This window comes from Kitasatospora herbaricolor (assembly GCF_030813695.1).
GTDB lineage: Bacteria > Actinomycetota > Actinomycetes > Streptomycetales > Streptomycetaceae > Kitasatospora > Kitasatospora herbaricolor.
Genome location: NZ_JAUSVA010000002.1, coordinates 1,404,100 through 1,421,724, shown reverse-complemented (window position 1 = coordinate 1,421,724; position 17,625 = coordinate 1,404,100). Strand labels below are relative to the sequence as shown.

The following is a 17,625-nucleotide window of genomic DNA, read 5'->3' as shown; positions in this document are numbered from 1 at the left end:
CCGTCACGTCGCGCGCAGCCCCGGACGCGCCGGCAACGATGTCGCCCGGACGCGCCGCCGGCCGTCCTCCCGGCCGCGGTGACGGTTAGTTTCAGCCTACTCTGCCGACCTGCGGTTCTACCGCCCGGCAGTCGCGGATCGTAGCCGGGGCCGAGGACTCCGACGAATGCTTCGCCGACCGGGCGAGGCAGTCGCCGGACCCTCGACCGGGTGCGGACCGGGTGCCGGCCGACACCGTCCGCGTTCCCCGCACCAGGCCGCCGTCCATGGCGCGCCGCATGCCGTGCTGAAGGTGTACGGGTAGCGGCCGGAGAGGTGGCGGGACGCCTTCGAGAGCCTGGACGAGGATCTGCCGGCCGAGCCGCGAGCGGGGCCGCGGCTTCAACGCCGGTCCGCCGGCCGCGGGCGACGGAGCGGTGCGACTCTGCTGCGGGAGCTGGCCTGCTGGCGCCGTGCGATCGGCCGAGAGTTCAGCGCGGTCATCTGCGCCCTGCAGGACATCTCCACTCCCCGGCTCGCCGACCTGGGCCACCTGAAGGTGAAGGGGCGCCCCGGCCGGCGGCAGGAGCGGGGCCGCGCCGCCCCGCCAGGATGTCGACCCGAAGTCACCTCTCCCGGCCACCGAAAGGCCGGGACGGATGGGCGCAAGCCGCAGTGCGACGAGGGTGCCTCGGAACAAACGGACGGCGGCACCGCTGAGGGCTGGCCGGGGCGAGCAGGCTGGGACCGCCGCTGCCCGGACGGCGCAGCTGGCCTCCGCGACCACTCAGCGGCAGGACCGGACGGCCAGGAATCCACCCCCCATCAGGATGGTCGACACCACCAACCGGCGGGCCGCGTCTCCCACCTGCAGCGGACCCGGACCCCCGCGCCGGGTCGCAGTGCAGGGAGAACAGCGGGACCTCACGATCACTTGCACCATTGTGATGTTGACGCAAACATGTGATGGTGAGAGCGTCGGGGCAATCGGTTTTGTCAGGAGTTCCGGCTGATTCAGCCTGGCCTCCGATGGTGTGCGGCACGGGGGCCAGGACGCGAGGCACCGACACGCGAACCAAACGGATCATGAGACAGATGCACGGCCGAGCCGCGTTCCCCCTGCTACGCCACCCATCCTCATCCAGTGACCACTACACAGCGCTACCGCCGATTGCGGGACACAGCCGTTCAATGGACAGACCCCGCCCGCGTTTCAACGCCCTCGATCGCCCTCAGGTGTGCTGGCCCGGAGGCAGCGGGGTACCGGCCGCCGGAGGTGGCGACGCCCTCTGGTGCCTCGCGGGGGGATGCTGCACGGTGTTTGCGGTCCGGACGACCCAGGCGGCGATCTGTGTGCGGGAGGAGAAGCCGAGCTTGGTGAGGATGTGCTCGATGTGGCCTTCGGCGGTGCGCTGGGAGATGACCAGGTCGGCCGCTATCTGCTTGTTCGACAGGCCCTCGGCCACGAGATCCGCGACCTGCCGTTCGCGTCTGGTCAGCGGACTGTCACTCCGGCCGGGCCGGTCCATGGCCGCGCTGTCGGCGCCGTGCGCGAACGCGACGGCCTGGTCGAGGTCGAGCCCGGTGCCGTAGGCCACTGCGCCCCGGAATTCGGTTTCGCCGAGTTCGGCGCTGGCCGCGGCTTCGAGTGGCTGCATCGTCGGGCTGAAGAGGGCCGCGATGCCGAGAGACATGCCGGCCTGCTGCCAGATGCCGCGGCAGATTCCCGTGAGCACGGCGCCGCGTCGGTGATCTCCGGTCGCCATGGCGGTATAAGCCAGGCAGAGCAGTGCCAGACCGACGGTCGTGGGGTCGTCGAAGTCGTGGGCAATGTCCATGGCTCGGACGGCGTACGCGGCGGCTGCGGCCGGATTGCCCCGGCCGATCTCGGCGTATCCGATGTGGAGGAGGGCCGCGGCCAGGTACCAGCGGTCGCCGGACCGGGAGCAGAGCCGGCAGGCCTCCTCGGCCGCTACGGCCGCCTGGTCGAATGCGCCGAGCTGGAGCTTGGCCAGGGCTACGAGGAGCGGGAGATAGATGTACTGCTCCGGTGGGTGGTGTAGCCGGCGCAGGCGCTCGGCCGACTCCTGCAGGTAGGGAAGACCCGCTTCGGGGTCTCCTGCGGTGATGGCGGCCTGCCCGAGCATGGCCATGGCCTCCGCGTCCAGGACGCCGTCTCCCAGTCGACGGGCGATGGCCCGGCACTCCTCCAGCGCAGGGACGGCGGTGGCCGCGTCGCCCTGTCTCGCGGCGATGGAACCGAGCCGGCGCAGCCCGCTGGCCCGTTCCGGGGTGGGTTGGGGGTTGAGGGCGAGTGCCCGCTCGAGCCAGTGCCGGCCCTCGGTGATGTGCCCGCATGCCACCCAGTAGTGGATGAGGTCGGTTGCCATGACCAAACCGGCCCGGCCCTCGCCGGGTGTGGTGAGGCAGTGGTCCAGGGCGGCCCGCAGGTTGGCGTGCTCCGCCCGCATCCGCCGGGCCTGCTCGACCTGGCCGGGGCCGAACCACTCGGTGGAGAACCGTGTGGACATGGCGGCGTAGAAGTCCCGGTGGCGGCGGCGGACGGCGTCCTCCTCACCGGCTTCGCGGAGCCGGTCCCGGCCGTAGCGGGCGAGGGTGTCCAGGAGGCGGTAGTGGATCTCGGTGGGATGCCGTTCGGGAATCAGGATCGACTTGTCGACCAGGCCGGTGACCAGGTCGAGGACGGTGTCGGGGGGAATGCTCTCGTCGCTGCAGACCTGCTCGGCGGCGGGCAGGGTGAAGCCGCGGGCGAAGACGGACATCCGGGACCACAGGAGCCGTTCCTGCGGTGAGCACAGGTCGTAGCTCCCGTCCACGACCGCCCCCAGGGTGCGGTGGCGGGAGGGTGCACCACGGTCGGTGGAGGCGAGGATGCGGACCCTGCCGTCGAGCCGCTCCAGGATGTCGCCGGGGGAGAGGACCCTGGTGCCGGCCGCGGCTAGTTCGATGGCCAGCGGCAGGCCGTCCATCCTGCGGCACAGCCGCGACACCTCGGGCCAGTTGTCCTCGGTGAGGACGAAGTCGCTCACCGTCGCGGCCCGTGCGGCGAACAGCGCCAGCGCTTCGGACTCCGGGACGGCGGCGGGCTGACCGGTTCGGTCCGGATCCGGTACGGCCAGCGGCGGCACCTGCCACAGGCGTTCCCCCGTGACTCCGAGACGCTGCCGGCTCGTGGCCAACACCCGCACGTCGGGGGCGGCGCGGAGCACGGTGTTGACCAGATCCGCGCAGGCGTCAACCAGGTGTTCGCAGTTGTCGAGCACCAGCAGCGTCTGCCGGTCCCGCAGGAAGTCCGTGATGACGTCCACCTGGTCGTGCGGACTACGGCTCGCGATGTTCAGGGCATCGCTGACCGTGTAGGCGAGCAGGTCCGCGTCCCGCACCGGAGCGAGGTCGACGAACGCGACCCCCTCCGTGAACGCCCTACGGACCTGGTCGGCGACCCGCAGTGCCAGCCGTGTCTTGCCGATACCGCCCGGGCCTAGCAGGGTCACCACGCGGGCGGTGGACAGCAGGCCTCTCACCTCGGCGATCTCCCGCCTGCGCCCGACGAAGCTGGTCAGTTCGGCGGGAAGACCGGCGTTGGCCGCGCCCCGGCTCCGCCGTTCGGACTCACCCATACCCGCAGGCTAGACCGCCTGCCCCTGGGCGGGCAACGGAGACCGGCGCGAGGGTCCGACCCGGTGCCGGACGACGAACCGCCGGACTCGTCGAGGACCGCTGCCCGGCGATCGCGAGGTCGACGGTCGCGTTTCGCCGACCGTGTCGAAGGTGAGCCGCCGAGCGCGAATGCCTGTCCGACCCGGCCGTGGTGGCGGAGAGCTCCGCGCTGCCGGACACCTCGCAGTCTCGGCTGCCCGGTGAACCACTTTTCGATCGTGATCGACCTGGGGTGCAAGTCATGGCCGACCGGGAGACCGGGAGCGCCGTTGCGGGCCACGAAATGGCGGACGGATCGTCAGGGAGTGGCAGCGTCATGGCGATCACAGGGTCGAGCGGCGCTCGGAGGGGCGCGGCCGATGCGGCCCCGCCCCCGGTCGTGTTGGCGACGATGGCATCCGCGGCACCCTTGATGTCGGTAGCTGTGACGGCACAGCGGAACTTGTTCCAACTGTTCCACCCCATCTGCGGGGTGCGCCCGAGGTGGTTGTCGAGGGCGGCCGCGGGCGGGGCGGACACGACCTGGAGGGCGGTGGTGGCCACGAGCGTGGTGGCGGCCACGAGGGCGGCCGAGGCGGTGGCGGCCAGGCGCCGCCGGGTGGTGGAGCGGGGGTTGGTCATTTTCGGTCCGATCGGTGGGGCCGGTGAGCAGGGGTGGGGTGTGCTCTGTGCTGCAGCGGGGCACGCCTGACGGATTACTGACGGTTGGTCAGAAAAATGTCACACAGGCGTCGGCGGAGCGAAGGCCACCTCGTTCGTACGGCGGCGATCGGGGACCGGGTACCGGGCTGCCGGGAGACCGGGCCCCCTCGCGAAGATTGGGCCGACTTGAAGGGACCTGCCTGCGACTCCGCCGCACAGCCGAGTCGACGCGGACGGCAACACCCTCGACCGTGACGAGACGCAGCCCTGGACAGCCCGGCCCGTGGACGCCGCAGGGCAGGTGCTCAGGACCACGTGCGAACCGGCCCGGCGGCGCTCACTCATACCCGCATCGGCAGGCACAGGTAGTTTCCGCGTAGTACCCCCGGTGTGCGTGTCGGCCTGCCGGGTGAGGGTGGAGGACATGGTTTTCGCAGATGCGACTTCGGATGACCGCTCCCGTGTCAACCCCCTCGTGGCGGAAGACATGCAGAGGAGACCTTCCATGGACACCACCGTCACCATCCCCACCGACACGCCGCCCGGCCTTGCCGACGGTGCGGCGGGTTCCACGACCGCCCCCCCGAGCCGCCCGGCGGCTCACCGCCGAGCAGAACCCCAGCGGTCTGGGAGGTTGCCCACCACTCCGAATCCGCCGGCGCCGCCCGCCGGCGCGCCCGCACCGACCTCAGCGCCTGGGGCATGGACACAGAGATCGACGGTCAAGTCCTACTCGTCGTCGCAGAAGTCGTCATCGACGCCATCGAGCACGCTCCCCCCGATCGGCCTCCGCCTCCACTGCTAGGCGGTCCTGAACCCTTCGAATGCCACCACCGCTCCCTCTCCCAGTAGGTCGTCGGCAGCGACCGGCCCGGCGGCTGCGCGGACTTCGAGCGGGCGGGAAGGCGAAAGGGATCAGGGGGAGGTCTTGACCGGCTCGAACTCGGCCGCTCGGCTTGTCCGACCGGGAGCGAGCAGGGGAGCGGCGGCGCCGGCAACGACGTGAGCGTGGTGAGGCGGAGTCCTTCCGGCCGAGTCGAACCCGCGGAAATAACGTTTTCATTGGGCCCTTTTCAGTGGTGTTCGATCGGATGACGATCCTCCTGCTGTTGACCGACCTGCTGCCTTGCGTTCGCAGCTGGAGCTTCCCTTCTGAGCCGAGCGACGGCCGGGCGCCGGACGGGCTCCGCGGGTAACACAATTTCTTGGTGCCGTTCGTCATTGTTCGAACGCTTCAAGTCCGGATAACGTCCCAGTCGGTCGATAGGTAAGAGCAGGAGAGGATTTTTCGATGAGTCACCCTGACGACGGGCAGCGTTCACCGGCTGCCCTGGTCGTCGCAGCTCAAGGAGGAGATCGGGCTGCTATGCAGGAGCTTTTGAGCTTCTGCCTGCCGATGACGTACGCAATTGTCGAGCGAGGCCTCACCGGGCAGGCCGATATCGACGATGTCGTACAGGAGACAATGCTTCGTGCGATAAGAGACATACGGGCGCTTCGCGACCCGGAGCGTTTCAAGGGCTGGTTGTCGGCCATTGCCCTGCATCAGGTCGACGACCGCCGGCGGCGGCTGCACAGGGATTCCGAGCGCACAGGGATGATCGATGAGGCTGCCGTCCGGACCGGCGGCGCAGGGGCGAGCTTCACCAAGCTGTCGGCCCTGAAGTTGGATCTGTCGGAACAGCGCCGCCGCACTGTCGAGGCCGCCCGCTGGCTCGACCCCGTCAACCAGGACCTGTTGTCACTGTGGTGGCTGGAGATCATCGGTGAGATGAACCGCTGCGACGTCGCCGCCGCTCTCGGTCTGTCACCCGCACACGCCGCCGTCCGCATCCAGCGGATGCACGCGCAGCTGCAGATCTCGCGCACCCTGGTCGAGGCGTTGAACACCCGGCCCAGGTGTGCGGGGCTGCAGGCCACCATCACCGCCTGGGACAACGTTCCCTGCTCCTTGTGGCGCAAGCGCACCGCGCGACATCTGCGCCGCTGCGCCGCCTGCGCAGGTCTTTCGGACCGCCTCGTACGTACTGAACGGCTGTTGGCCGACTTCATGCTTGTCGGTGTTCCAGCCGGGTTGCTCGTGGCCCTGGCCGACAGGCAAGTGGTTCCGACGGGCCTCGCCACAGGGTACGGCCCGTCTGCGATCCCGCCCGCACCGCAGCCAGGGACGCCTTCCGAACTCTCCGCATCGACGTCCTTCCCTGCAGGACGCGACTCGTCCGCCACAGCGGCGGAAACCTTCCGTACCGTTCATCAGGACAGGACCATCAAGGTGACATACGCGTCCCCCTCCCGCCGTCGTGGGAAGACCATTCGCAACGTGGTGTTGGCAGCCTCTGCCACCTGCGCGATCGCAGGGCTGACCGTTGTTGCGGCCAGAAGCATGACCGGCCAGGAACACAAGGCTTCGGGCAGGGTCAGCGCCCCTGCCGCCGACGGGCGGGGCGCCCCCGGGGCCGCGGAAACGCCGGCGGAGGCGCGGTCGGCCACCTCCGCGCCAGCCACGCCTTCGCCGGTTTCGGCGCCGTCTTCCCTTCCTTCCCCCGGAGTCGCGGAGGCAGAGAACGTAGCGCTCGGTGCACCGTCCCTGAAGCCGACAGCTTCGGGTTCAGCATCGCGTGCCACCGGCAGTGGCAGCGGTGACCCCGCCGCCCCTCCGAAGGCCGCCCTCATGACACCGCTGGAGCAAAGGGTTGTCGACCTCACGAACGACGCTCGGGACAGGGCCGGCTGCAAGAGCCGTCTGAAGGCCGACAGCACCTTGGTGCTGATAGCTCGGGATCACGTGAACGAGGAGATGGCCAAGCAGTATTTCGGCCACACCTCTCCTTCCGGTGAAACGGTCAACGACCGTGCCAAGAGGCTCGGTTTCATCGGATCGGTCGGCGAAAATCTGGCGGCCGGTTCAAGCTCACCGGACGCCACGTTCCAGGGCTGGTACTCGGAAGGACCGAGTGGCGGTCACTACCGGAACATCGTCAACTGCGATTACACGCGAATCGGTGTCGGATACAACAGTGGTGGCATCAAGCCCTACGGCAACGGCACCTGGTCCGAGCTGTTCTCCTGACCGGCAGGGTAACCGCTGTAGCGGCTTTCTCATCCACTCGTCCGGCTCGAAGGTGGGGAAGGATTCAAGGTGCACATCCGTCGCTGGTCGGGCCGAAGATTTGTTGCAGATCCCGGTAACCTTGCAATGTCGAGCGGCCGTGCCGGATGACCCGATGGGACCGGCTGACGAGGACGGGTACCACCGCAAACGCCACCCTCGCATCACATGTCCGCCCGGCAAAACACCCCGGCTGGCGGCTGTGGAAGGCACGTGGATCATGACTGAGCGCATGGAAGTCGACTTCGAAGTCCCCGTCGCGATGCGGGACGGCGTCCTGCTGTACGCGGACGTCTATCGGCCCGGGGGCCAGGCCCGTGGCCGGCTCTCCTCGCCAGGACCCCGTACGAGAAGTCCTTGCCGATGATTGCGGCGGGGCTGGACCCGGTCGCCGCGGTCAAGCGCGGCTACCTGGTGATCGTGCAGAACACCCGCGGGCGGGCCTCCTCCCAGGGCCGGTGGCAGCCCCTGACCCACGAGGCCCACGACGGCTACGACACCGTGCGGTGGGCCGCAGGGCTGCCCCGCTCCACCGGAGATGTCGGCATGATCGGCGCCAGCTATCTGGGCAACGCCCAGTGGATGGCCGCCCTGGCCGCACCCCCGGAACTCAAGGTTCTGACGCCCACCTTCACCTGGTCAGACCCCCACGACGGCCTGTGGACCCGCGGCGGCGCCATTGAACTTGGCCTCAGCGGATACCTGTCGCTCGTTTTGGGCATCGACTACCTCACTCGCACAGGCCCGGCTGACCCCGCCCAGCGCCGGGCCGCGACGCTCGCCCTGATCGCCGACCTCGACCACCTCAAGGACCGAACCTACTGGGAACTGCCCGCCGGCCGATTCCCCGCCTTCGCCCGCCACCGCATCCCGGAAGTGGGCTTCGAACGTGCCCAGGACGATCCCGCCGCCGAGGACGACACCCGCGTCGCGGGCAGACACTCCAGGATCTCGCTGCCCACCTTTCACGCGGGCGGCTGGTATGACGTCTTCGCCCAAGGAGTCCTGGACAACTACACCGCCATGGCCGCCACCGGATGGCCCGCCCAACTGACGATGGGTCCCTGGGACCACGCCAGCGGCCATCTCAGCCGGGTCGGCCAGGTCGACTACGGAACCGCCGCCAGTGCCGCCTCCCTCGACCTGACGTCGTCCCTGATCGCCCGACGCCTCGACTGGCTCGACCGCTGGCTCAAACCCCCCACGGCGCTCTCTCCGGAGCCCGAGACCGCACCCGTCAAGATCTTCGTCATGGGCCCGGACCGCTGGCGCGACGAAGACACCTGGCCCCTGGCCCGCGCCACGCAGACCTCCTTTTACCTGCACGCTCAGGGCAAGCTCTCCCAGCGACCCCCGCACCACGGTGAGGATCCCGACTCCTATTGCTACGACCCCACCGACCCAGTGGCGACCTGCGGCGGAAACCTGCTGATGGCCAGCGCCTACCCGCCGGGCCCGCAGGACCAGCGCGCCGTTGAGCAACGCCCCGACGTCCTTGTCTACACCAGCGAGCCGCTGAGCCATGACCTGGAAGTCACCGGCCGCCTCACCGTGCTACTCGATGCGGCCAGCGACGCGCCCTCCACCGACTGGGTCGCCCGCCTGTGCGACGTCGACCAGGAGGGACGATCCCTCAACATCGCGGACGGGATCCGCCGCATCCGATGTCGGCCAGGCGAACCGGACGAACATCGGATCGACCTCTGGTCGACCGGCCAAGTCTTCCCGGCCGGGCACCGTCTGAGCGTCCAGATCACCTCCAGCAGCTTCCCCCGCTGGGACCGCAATCCCAACACCGGCGCCCCTCCCAGTGAGGCGACCATCCTGCGCACGGCCCGGCAGACGGTCTTCCACAACCCCGCACACCCCAGCCGCATCCTCCTGCCGGTTATCCCCCGGTGATGAGGCAGGCCGCCCAGTGTGGGCCTGCGGAGGGGGAGTCCGGATACGGGGTGGACTACCTATCGTTCCCTTGCGAATGACGCGAGATGTAGCCGAACCCGAGTTCCCGGACCATGGACTCGAATTGCCCGTCGGCGTTCTCTGGGAACAGAGGCGGACATCAGATTCTCAACCCCGAGTCGGGCGCCTCCGGAGGTCCTTGGAGGAGGCGGACGTCATGCGCATCAACACCGCTCGAAGCGCCACCGGGGAACGGCGATCTACCTGCGCTGCTATCCGTACGACAGGTGGCAGAGGGAAGGCCACCTGCAGCGCCGTTTGCCGGATGGCCAGTCTGCTCGGGCTGCCCGAGTCGGTGGTCCATCTGGACAACGGCTGCCGCTCCCGTGGGCCGGTGCCCGCGCTGGAGCGACTGGTCCACCAAGTGACGGCCGGCCTCTGCCGTGTGCTGCTGGTGCCCGGACCGTTCGTCTTCTCCCTGCACACCACCGAGGCCCGCTCCATCGTCCGGCAGCCCAACGCGGTCGGCTGCCAGATGCTGGAACTGCCCTCCCCCACGCGGAGGCCGCCCGCACAACTACGGACGAGTGGTGGAGCGAAGCCTGACGGAAGCGTTCACCGGGACGGCGACGTACGGCGAAGTCGTCAACCCCCTGACCCTGTGGTACCCAGAGCGCGGGAAGCGTCACACACAACAGTGCCCGCAGGGCGGTGGGGATCAGAAGTTGTCGATGGTGGTGCGGAGATCGGTGACGTTGTTGCGGGTGGTGTGAAGTCTTGAGGACGTTGGCGACGTGATGTAGGTCCTCCAGCACCAGGGCCAGGGGGCTCACGGCGTCGAGCACGGAGCGCACCGCGCCCATCAGCTGGAAGCGTCCGGCACGGGTGTCGTCCGGGAGGGCGGGGTGCGGGGGCAGTCGGTGGGCGAGAGCGGGCAGCAGCGGGGCCAGTGCGCCGGCCTGGGGGTTGAGGCGTTCGGGCGGGGGCGCTCCAGGACCGCGGACGCCGTCGGATTGTCCGGCTCACGCGCAGGGCGCGCTGGGCCGGGAGGCCGGATGCTGCACCCGGCCAGGTCGGGGAAAGGGGAGGGGGCCCTGCGGTGGGTGTCCGCAGGGCCCCGTCGGCTGGGTGGGTCAGGTGCGCCCTTGTGGGGTGGCGGTCAGTTGATGATCCAGTGCTGGAGGGCGGAGCCGGTGTCCGGCTGCTGGGTGACCAGGGCGCCGTTGGAGGTCGAGGCGGTGGTGAGCAGCAGCCCGCTGCTCTTGGAGGTGACGGTGTAGCCGCCGGTGATCGGGGTGATCACCCAGTGCTGGTTGTTGCCGCCGGTGCAGGTCCACTGGATGATCTGGGCGCCGGCGTTGGTGGAGTTGCCGCTGACGTCCATGCAGAGGTTGGAGAGGCCGTTCACGATCTGGTAGCTGCCGTCCGTCTGCTGGGTGAAGACCCAGTTCTGGTTGGTGCCCCCGTTGGTCGCCCAGGTGATGAGCTGGGTGTTCGGGATGGTGGAGCTGTTCGGGTCGTCGAGTGCCTTGCCTCCGGTGGTCAGGGTGTGGGTGCCGCTGAGTACCGGGTTGACGGCCCAGGTGAAGGAGGTCGTGCCGGTGGCGGTGCCGGAGGAGGCGGTGACCGTGACCGTCGAGGATCCGGCGGTGGTCGGGGTGCCGGTGATCAGGCCGGCGGAGTTGATCGACAGGCCGGCGGGCAGGCCGGTGGCGGAGAGGGTGAGGGGCTTGCCGGCGGAGTCGTTGGAGCTGAGCTGCAGCGACACGGCCGTGTTGACGTTGCCGGACCGGTTGCCGGGGTTGGTGACCGTGACGATTTCGGGGGCCGGGCCGGTCTGGGTGAGGGTGAGGGTCTGCTCGTTCGCGGTGCGGGTCCCGCCGACCGTGTTGCCGGTGGTGTTGGTCCAGCTGCGGGTGGGGGTGGTCTCGGCGAGCCGGGCGGAGTCGGCGGAGAGGCCGATCACCAGGCCGCTGTGACGGTTGACCAGCTTGAGGGTGCCGGTGGCTGCTCCGGAGGTGGTGGTGCCGGGGACGACCCACCACTGCTGTCCGACGCTGGGACCGCTCGGTGCGGCGGTGGTGACGGTCGGTTGGGCACCCCAGGTACGGCCGGTGGTGGTGGTGTCGACACCGAGCAGTTGGCTGGTGGAGGAGTTGGTGATCCGGTAGGACCCGTCGCCGTTGGCGCTGAAGATCCAGGACTCCAGGGCGGAGCCGGTGGCGCCGGCCAGCGAGGTGGTCGCGGAGCCGCCGGAGACCTGGGCCAGGATCCGGCCGTTGCCGTTGGCGATCCGGTAGGTCTTGGTCGGATCGACCGGCGCCGCGGCAGGGGAGGAGGGGGTGATGGTGAGGTCGACGTACTCGCCGGACGAGGTGGTGCCGTCGGCCTTCTTCGAGCAGCCGAAAGAGCAGTAGGAGCGGAAGCTCTTGCCGACGATCGTGTTGTTGGTCCTGTTCGCGCCGTCGAGGAACCAGCGGTACCAGGACGCCGTGTGGTAGCTGCCGGTGTCGCCGATCGGGTACCACTTCTGGGTGGAGAGGTCGTCGGTGGCGTAGAGGTACTGCGGCGACGTGCCGTCCTGGGTCACGGCCTGCGGCTGGCCGATGTAGAGGCCCAGGTAGGCGTTGTAGGTGATGTCCATGACGAACAGCGGCGAGGTCGCGGGCATCGTGCCGGCGGCGATCTGCTGGGCCGCGGTGCCGGTGTTCGCGGGGTTGTACTCGCCGGACACGGGGGTGTAGCCGGTGGTGCTGCCGGAGCCGACCGGGACCATGTTGCTCTCCTGGCCGCCGACGCCGGGCTGGGTCCAGGCGCCGTTGTACCACTTCTGCCAGGAGCCGGGTGCCATCTTGCCGGAGATCGGGGCACGGGCCACGTGCTCGTAGAAGGCCTTCCAGCCGCCGCCGGCCCCCTGATCCACGATGCGCGAGCCGTAGTAGACGTAGAAGTACCCGGAGGCGGTGTCCACGAACAGGCGCTGGTCGCCGTCGCCGTACGAGTAGGTCTTGTTCGGGAACGCGGTGGTGTCGCCCCGGGTGGTGCTGTACGGGGAGGTGATCACGTGGCTCTTGATGTCCCAGGTCCTGCCCTGGTCCTTGGACACCGTGTAGTCGATCGCGTCGTAGTGCAGGCCGTCGCCGAAGGGCTGCGGGCTGAACTCGTTGTGCACCAGGCCGTACCAGTCACCGGTGTCCGGGTCGACCCACACCCCGGCGAGGTCGCAGTAGTTCTTCTGGGCGTAGTTGGAGCCGCTCGGCGCGTACGTGGCCTCGACGCCGGTCGGGCTGTTGTTGCACCGCCACGTGGTGTCGTTGTTCTTGTCGCTCGCGTTCGCGGGGTTCACGTAGTTGCTGATCGCGCTCGACTTGGTGGCGGTGTCGAAGTCGGTCCCGGTGTAGAAGCTCCAGAACCGCGGCCCGGTGGCCTCGTACTGGGCGTTGGACTGCTGGAAGTAGAAGGTGCCGTCCTTGTCGACGTACGGGGCGGACGGGGTGTCGTTCGGGTAGGCGTACGGGACGGGGGACCCGACGCTGATCGTGTAGGTACCGCTGGGTGGGGTCGCCGACGCCGGGGACACGGCGGTACCGGACAGCGTGAGGACGCCAGCGGTGATCACCGCCGCCAGAGCTCTGCGGGAAGGGGAGAACACGAGTGCTCCTTCGATGGGCAATGCACGGTGTGGGGGAGCCGTGAAGTGGCCGTTCTGGGCGCGGGGCGGCCGGAACGGCCGGAGCAGGATCGCCGGGGTGGAGGCGCGGAGCCGTTCGCCGCGGCCGCCTGCCTGCGGCCGACACGAATCCGTCGGCCGCTGCCGCCGTGGGCGGGAGGTTTCGGGAGCTCCCGCCGACGGGACGGCCAGGTATGTGGGCCTGTCCCCTCGCCGGTGCTTACTTCTCCTACGAGCACCCGCCAGGTGGCAAATGGTGTTCCTGGATGCTCGTTTAATGGTTAGTTCGAGCATCTGTGAGCACAAGGTGGCAGTACTTGCCGGGAAAAGTCAAGAGTTCGTCCTGTGCGAGCCTTCCGGCAGGGCAGGGACGCCCAACGGCCCACGGTGGTGCGGGGCAAGGGCGCGCGCGCCCGAGCCCGGCGCCGTGCCGCCGGCCCGTCGGCACTCCGGCTGTTCACCGAGTGGATCGAGTATGAGGGGCTCTCGACCCAAGGTCGAGCCCCACTCGTCCTGCTGGTGATCGGTGTCGCGGCACCGTCGACACGGTCCCCTGTCCGCGGCGGAAAGGTCGGTCGTGCGCGCCGCGTCCGGACCCGAAGCTCTGACTCCTGCCCTCAAGTCTGGCGGTCGAGGCTCAGTGGGACCATGCGTGCTCGCCTGTCGGTTCGGGTCGGACCGGGAGGTCGGAGGGGTCCTGGAAGATGCCTTCTAGGGCGAGGTGGGCGCCGCCCCGGGCGGCGTTGGAGAGGCCGAGCGTCGAGGCGGTCACGACCACCCGCCCGGGGGTGGGCGCGATCCTGCGGTCGTCGAGGACCCGCTGCGCCGCGTCCACCAGGTAGCGGCCGAACACGGCGAAGTAGCCGCCGAGGACGATTCTTGGTGGGTTGAGTACGTCCACCAGGATGCCGAGTCCCAGGGCCAGGTCGTCGGCGAGGGCGGCCAGGGCGGCGAGCGTGCGGGGCTCGCCCGCGTCGGCGCGGCCCAGCAGGTCGTCGAGCCGGTCGGCGAGGTCGACGGACAGGTCGTGGACCCGGTCGGAGGGGTCCGCGGCGGCGTCGAGGAAGGCCTGCAGTCCGACGGCGACCTCCCAGCAGCCGGTCCGTCCGCAGGCGCAGGGCCGGTCGAGGCGGTCGAGCCTCATGTGGCCGATCTCCGAGCCGCGGATCAGTTTGCCGCCCGAGATGCTGGCCCCGCCGACGCCGATCCCGCCGGTGACGTAGACGAGTTCACGGACGTCGGCGCCGGGGGCGGCCAGGTACTCGGCGAGGGCGCCGGACTCGGCGTCGTTCTCGACCAGGACGGGCGGTGCGTGCCGCCCGAGCCGTGCGCGCAGCTCGTGCACCGCCCGTACGTCGCGCCAGCCGAAGTTGGTGGCCACGGCGACCGTGCCGGAGGCGGCGTCCACCGACCCCTGGGTGACGAGCGTGATCCCGATGGCGTGCATGCCGAGGTCGGCCACCGCGCTGAGGCAGTCGGCGACCTGGTCGGCGACCTCGCGCAAGGCGGCCTGCGGGGTGAGGGCGGGCACGTCCAGGGCGCGGCGGTCCTCGTGGACGACGGTGCCGCGCAGGTCCAGGGCGAGGACGGTGATGTGGTCGGGGCCGATCTCGGCGCCGACGCCGCAGATCCAGCGGCCGTCGAGGTCGACCATCCGGTGCGGGCGGCCGACCGCGCCGGCCCGGTCGGGCGCTCCTTCGCGGACCAGTCCGCGCTCGATGAGATCGGCCACCAGGACCGAGACGGTGGCCTTGGGCAGGCCGGTCGCGGCCGCGAGATGGGTGCGGGACTGCTCGCCGTTCTCCCGCAGGTGGCGCAGCATCACGCCCAGGTTGGTGCGGCGCAGCGAGGCCTTGTCGGCGGGCTCCGGATAGCCCGCCAGGACGGCGCTCGCCCTGGTGGAGGCCGTGCTGCTACTGCGGCGGCCGGTGGTGTCGCGTTGCTCTTGCCGCACGTAGTCTCCTCGTTCCGGGGCCTGCCCGCAGGCCGCTGTAGACCCTGGTCATGTTAGTTCATGCACCGCCTCAACTAACTTGGCCCCTGTCGCCGCTCCGAGTGCTGATCCGGCCGCGGAAGCCTGTCGACCGGCAGTCGGGAATGCCATGTACTGAGCCAACAGCCCTCTAGATATGGCGAGTTGTGTTCTTCGGTCGGTTCGCATGGCCGTTTGTTGCGTTTGTGGAACGGTCCATCGAACCCCTTGACAGCGCCCGTTTTCAATTAACACACTAGCGGAACTAATAACCCGCAGCATTCGGCGGGTCCCCCACCACCGCGCCCGGGCCGAGCCCCGCCCCGCGGTAGGCAGCAGAAGTGGACCTCCCATGAAGAACCGCGCGTTCAGAACCGTCACCCTCGCCGTGGCGATCGCCTCTCTCGCCGGCACCGCCGCCTGCGGCTCCGGCGGGTCGGGCGGCTCCGCAGACAAGGCGTCCGGTCCGGTCAAGATCGAGTTCTGGGGTTGGGCCCCGGGCTACGAGAAGTCGGTGGAGTTGTTCAACGCCTCCCACCCGGGCGTCCAGGTCACGTACAGCAAGATCTCGCCCGGCTCGAAGGGCGGCTACACCAAGATGCTGAGCGCGGTGAAGGCGGGCAACGCCCCCTGTGTGGGTTCGGTCGGGTTCGAGACGCTGCCGACGTTCGCGGCGGCGGGGGCGTTGCAGGACGCGACGGCGGCGGCGGCGCCGTTCGCGAAGGAGTACGGGGCTTCGGCGTTCGCGCAGTCCGGGGTGGCGGGGCACACCTACGGCCTGCCGGTGGACATCGCCCCGATGGGCCTGATCTACCGCAAGGACCTGTTCGCCAAGTACGGCATCAACGAGGCGCCGAGGACGTGGGAGGAGTACGCCGCCGACGCCGCAACGATCCACGCCGCCGACCCGAACGCCTACATCGGCTACTTCGGCAACGACGCCTACAACTTCGCGGGCCTGGCCCAGCAGGCGGGCGCCAAGTGGTTCGCCACCGGCGGCGAGAAGTGGACCGTCGACGTGAACGACGCCGCCACGAAGAAGGTCGCCGCGTTCTGGCAGGGCCTGATCGACAAGAAGCTCGTCAAGGTCGTCCCGAGCTTCGACACCGCCCTCTACAAGGGCATGGGCGAGGGCACGATCCTCTCCGACGTCAACGCGGTGTGGGACACCCCGATCCTCGCCGACAGCGTCAAGCAGACCTCCGGCAACTGGGCGGTGGCGCCGATGCCGGTCTGGGACGCGACCAAGCCCGCCTCCGGAAACGCCGGCGGCACCCCCAACGCCGTGCTGAAGGGCTGCGCGCACGTGAAGGAGGCGGTGGAGTTCGCGCACTGGTTCGGCACCGACCCCGCCAGCGTCACCAACCTGATCAAGGAGACCGGCATCTACCCCGCCGCCCTCACCGGCCTGGACAACCCGGCGCTCACCGAGCCCAACCCCTTCTACGGCGGCCAGAAGATCTTCGACGTGTTCAAGGCGAGCGCCGCCCAGGTCGATGCCGGCTTCCAGTGGGGCCCGGTGATGACCAAGACCTCCGGCGCCCTCGGCGACGGCCTCGGCAAGGCCGGCGCCGGCACCACCACCCTGGACGCCGCCCTGGCCGACACCCAGGCCCAGACGCTGGCGGAGATGAAGACCCAGGGCATGGAAATCGGCTGACCATGCACCCCGCACCCACCACCCCCACCACCGCGGCCCCGGTGCGCTCCCACGAGGAGCGCACCGGGCCCGCCCCGGCACCGTCCGGCCCGACGCCAGCCCCCGCCCCACGGGGGCGCGCCGTCGACTGGCGTCGCTGGACACCGCTGGGCTTCCTGCTCCCCTTCGGCACCCTGTTCCTGATCACCTTCGTCGCGCCGATCTGCTACGCCCTGCATCAGAGCCTGTTCAAGTTGCACCGCTCGGGTCTGGGGCTCACCCCGCCGTCGACGGTGTTCACCGGGTTGTCGAACTACGCGGACGCGCTGGCGGACGGGGCGTTCACGTCCTCGGTGGTGCGGGTGCTGCTGATCGGTGCCGTCCAGGTGCCGCTGATGCTGGGCCTGGCGCTGCTGCTGGCGTTGCTGCTGGATGCGCGCCGCACGCCCGGCAAACGGTTCTTCCGGCTGGCGTTCTTCCTGCCGTACGCGATCCCGGGTGTGATCGGCGGGCTGATGTGGTCCTTCCTCTACCAGCCGGACGTCAGCCCGATCGCCGACGCGCTGGCCGGCATCGGCCTGCACGTCGACTTCACCTCGGACAGCTGGCTGCCCTGGTCGGTCGGCAACATCCTCACCTGGGGCTGGACCGGCTACAACATGATCGTCATCCACTCCGCCCTCAAGGCCATCCCGGACGAGCTGACGGAGGCCGCGGCCCTGGACGGCTGCACCGGCTGGCGCCTGGCCTGGCACGTGAAGATCCCGCTGGTGCGGCCCGCCCTGTTGATGACCACGGTGTTCTCCATCATCGGCACCGCGCAGCTCTACAACGAGCCGGTCGTCATGAAGGCCGTCGCCCCGAACCTCTCCAGCAGTTGGACGCCGATCATGGCGGCCCAGAACGAGGTCGCGGCGAACAACTACCACGCGGCGGCGACCCGCTCGGTCCTCCTCGCGCTGGTGATCTTCGTCCTCTCGTTCGGATTCATGCGGTTCGTCAACAAGCGCGGAGCGGCACTGTGAACAAGG

Annotated in this window: 7 protein-coding genes; 4 read left to right on the top strand and 3 right to left on the bottom strand. The window is 69.6% G+C overall.

Annotated elements, in window-relative coordinates; all coding sequences use genetic code 11:
* Positions 1 to 1,211: 1,211 nt before the first annotated feature.
* Entirely contained in the window at positions 1,212 to 3,620 is a 2,409-nt protein-coding gene (locus J2S46_RS06550; protein ID WP_191294731.1) for an ATP-binding protein, read from the bottom strand.
* A 2,048-nt stretch (positions 3,621 to 5,668) separates the two neighbouring features.
* On the opposite strand from J2S46_RS06550, the gene J2S46_RS06545 reads away from it, so the two are divergent.
* Both J2S46_RS06545 and J2S46_RS06540 read left to right on the top strand, forming a co-directional pair.
* Positions 5,669 to 7,372, top strand: coding sequence for a CAP domain-containing protein (locus J2S46_RS06545; protein ID WP_191294730.1), 1,704 nt, complete (start codon positions 5,669 to 5,671; stop codon positions 7,370 to 7,372).
* Positions 7,373 to 7,774: 402 nt separating this feature from the next.
* Positions 7,775 to 9,313, top strand: coding sequence for a CocE/NonD family hydrolase (locus J2S46_RS06540; protein WP_229913441.1), 1,539 nt, complete (start codon positions 7,775 to 7,777; stop codon positions 9,311 to 9,313).
* 1,159 nt (positions 9,314 to 10,472) lie between these two features.
* Here J2S46_RS06540 and J2S46_RS06535 read toward each other — a convergent pair.
* Complete coding sequence (locus J2S46_RS06535; protein WP_307349039.1) at positions 10,473 to 12,965, bottom strand: RICIN domain-containing protein; 2,493 nt, start codon at positions 12,963 to 12,965, stop codon at positions 10,473 to 10,475.
* Between the two features lie 655 nt (positions 12,966 to 13,620).
* A complete protein-coding gene (locus tag J2S46_RS06530) occupies positions 13,621 to 14,937 on the bottom strand; it encodes an ROK family protein (protein ID WP_307349037.1) in 1,317 nt (438 codons plus the stop codon).
* A 370-nt stretch (positions 14,938 to 15,307) separates the two neighbouring features.
* Here J2S46_RS06530 and J2S46_RS06525 point away from each other — a divergent pair, with 370 nt between their 5' ends.
* The gene (locus J2S46_RS06525) at positions 15,308 to 16,615 is read left to right on the top strand and encodes an extracellular solute-binding protein (RefSeq protein ID WP_307349034.1); all 1,308 of its coding nucleotides are present in this window, start codon (positions 15,308 to 15,310) and stop codon (positions 16,613 to 16,615) included.
* A 2-nt stretch (positions 16,616 to 16,617) separates the two neighbouring features.
* A complete protein-coding gene (locus J2S46_RS06520) occupies positions 16,618 to 17,619 on the top strand; it encodes a carbohydrate ABC transporter permease (RefSeq protein WP_307349030.1) in 1,002 nt (333 codons plus the stop codon).
* Positions 17,620 to 17,625 lie beyond the last annotated feature (6 nt).

Coding starts and splice junctions, on each gene's coding strand:
- J2S46_RS06550 (WP_191294731.1), bottom strand. CDS start 3,620: ATGGGTGAGTCCGAACGGCGGAGCCGGGGCGCGGCCAACGCCGGTCTT.
- J2S46_RS06545 (WP_191294730.1), top strand. CDS start 5,669: ATGCAGGAGCTTTTGAGCTTCTGCCTGCCGATGACGTACGCAATTGTC.
- J2S46_RS06540 (WP_229913441.1), top strand. CDS start 7,775: ATGATTGCGGCGGGGCTGGACCCGGTCGCCGCGGTCAAGCGCGGCTAC.
- J2S46_RS06525 (WP_307349034.1), top strand. CDS start 15,308: ATGAAGAACCGCGCGTTCAGAACCGTCACCCTCGCCGTGGCGATCGCC.
- J2S46_RS06520 (WP_307349030.1), top strand. CDS start 16,618: ATGCACCCCGCACCCACCACCCCCACCACCGCGGCCCCGGTGCGCTCC.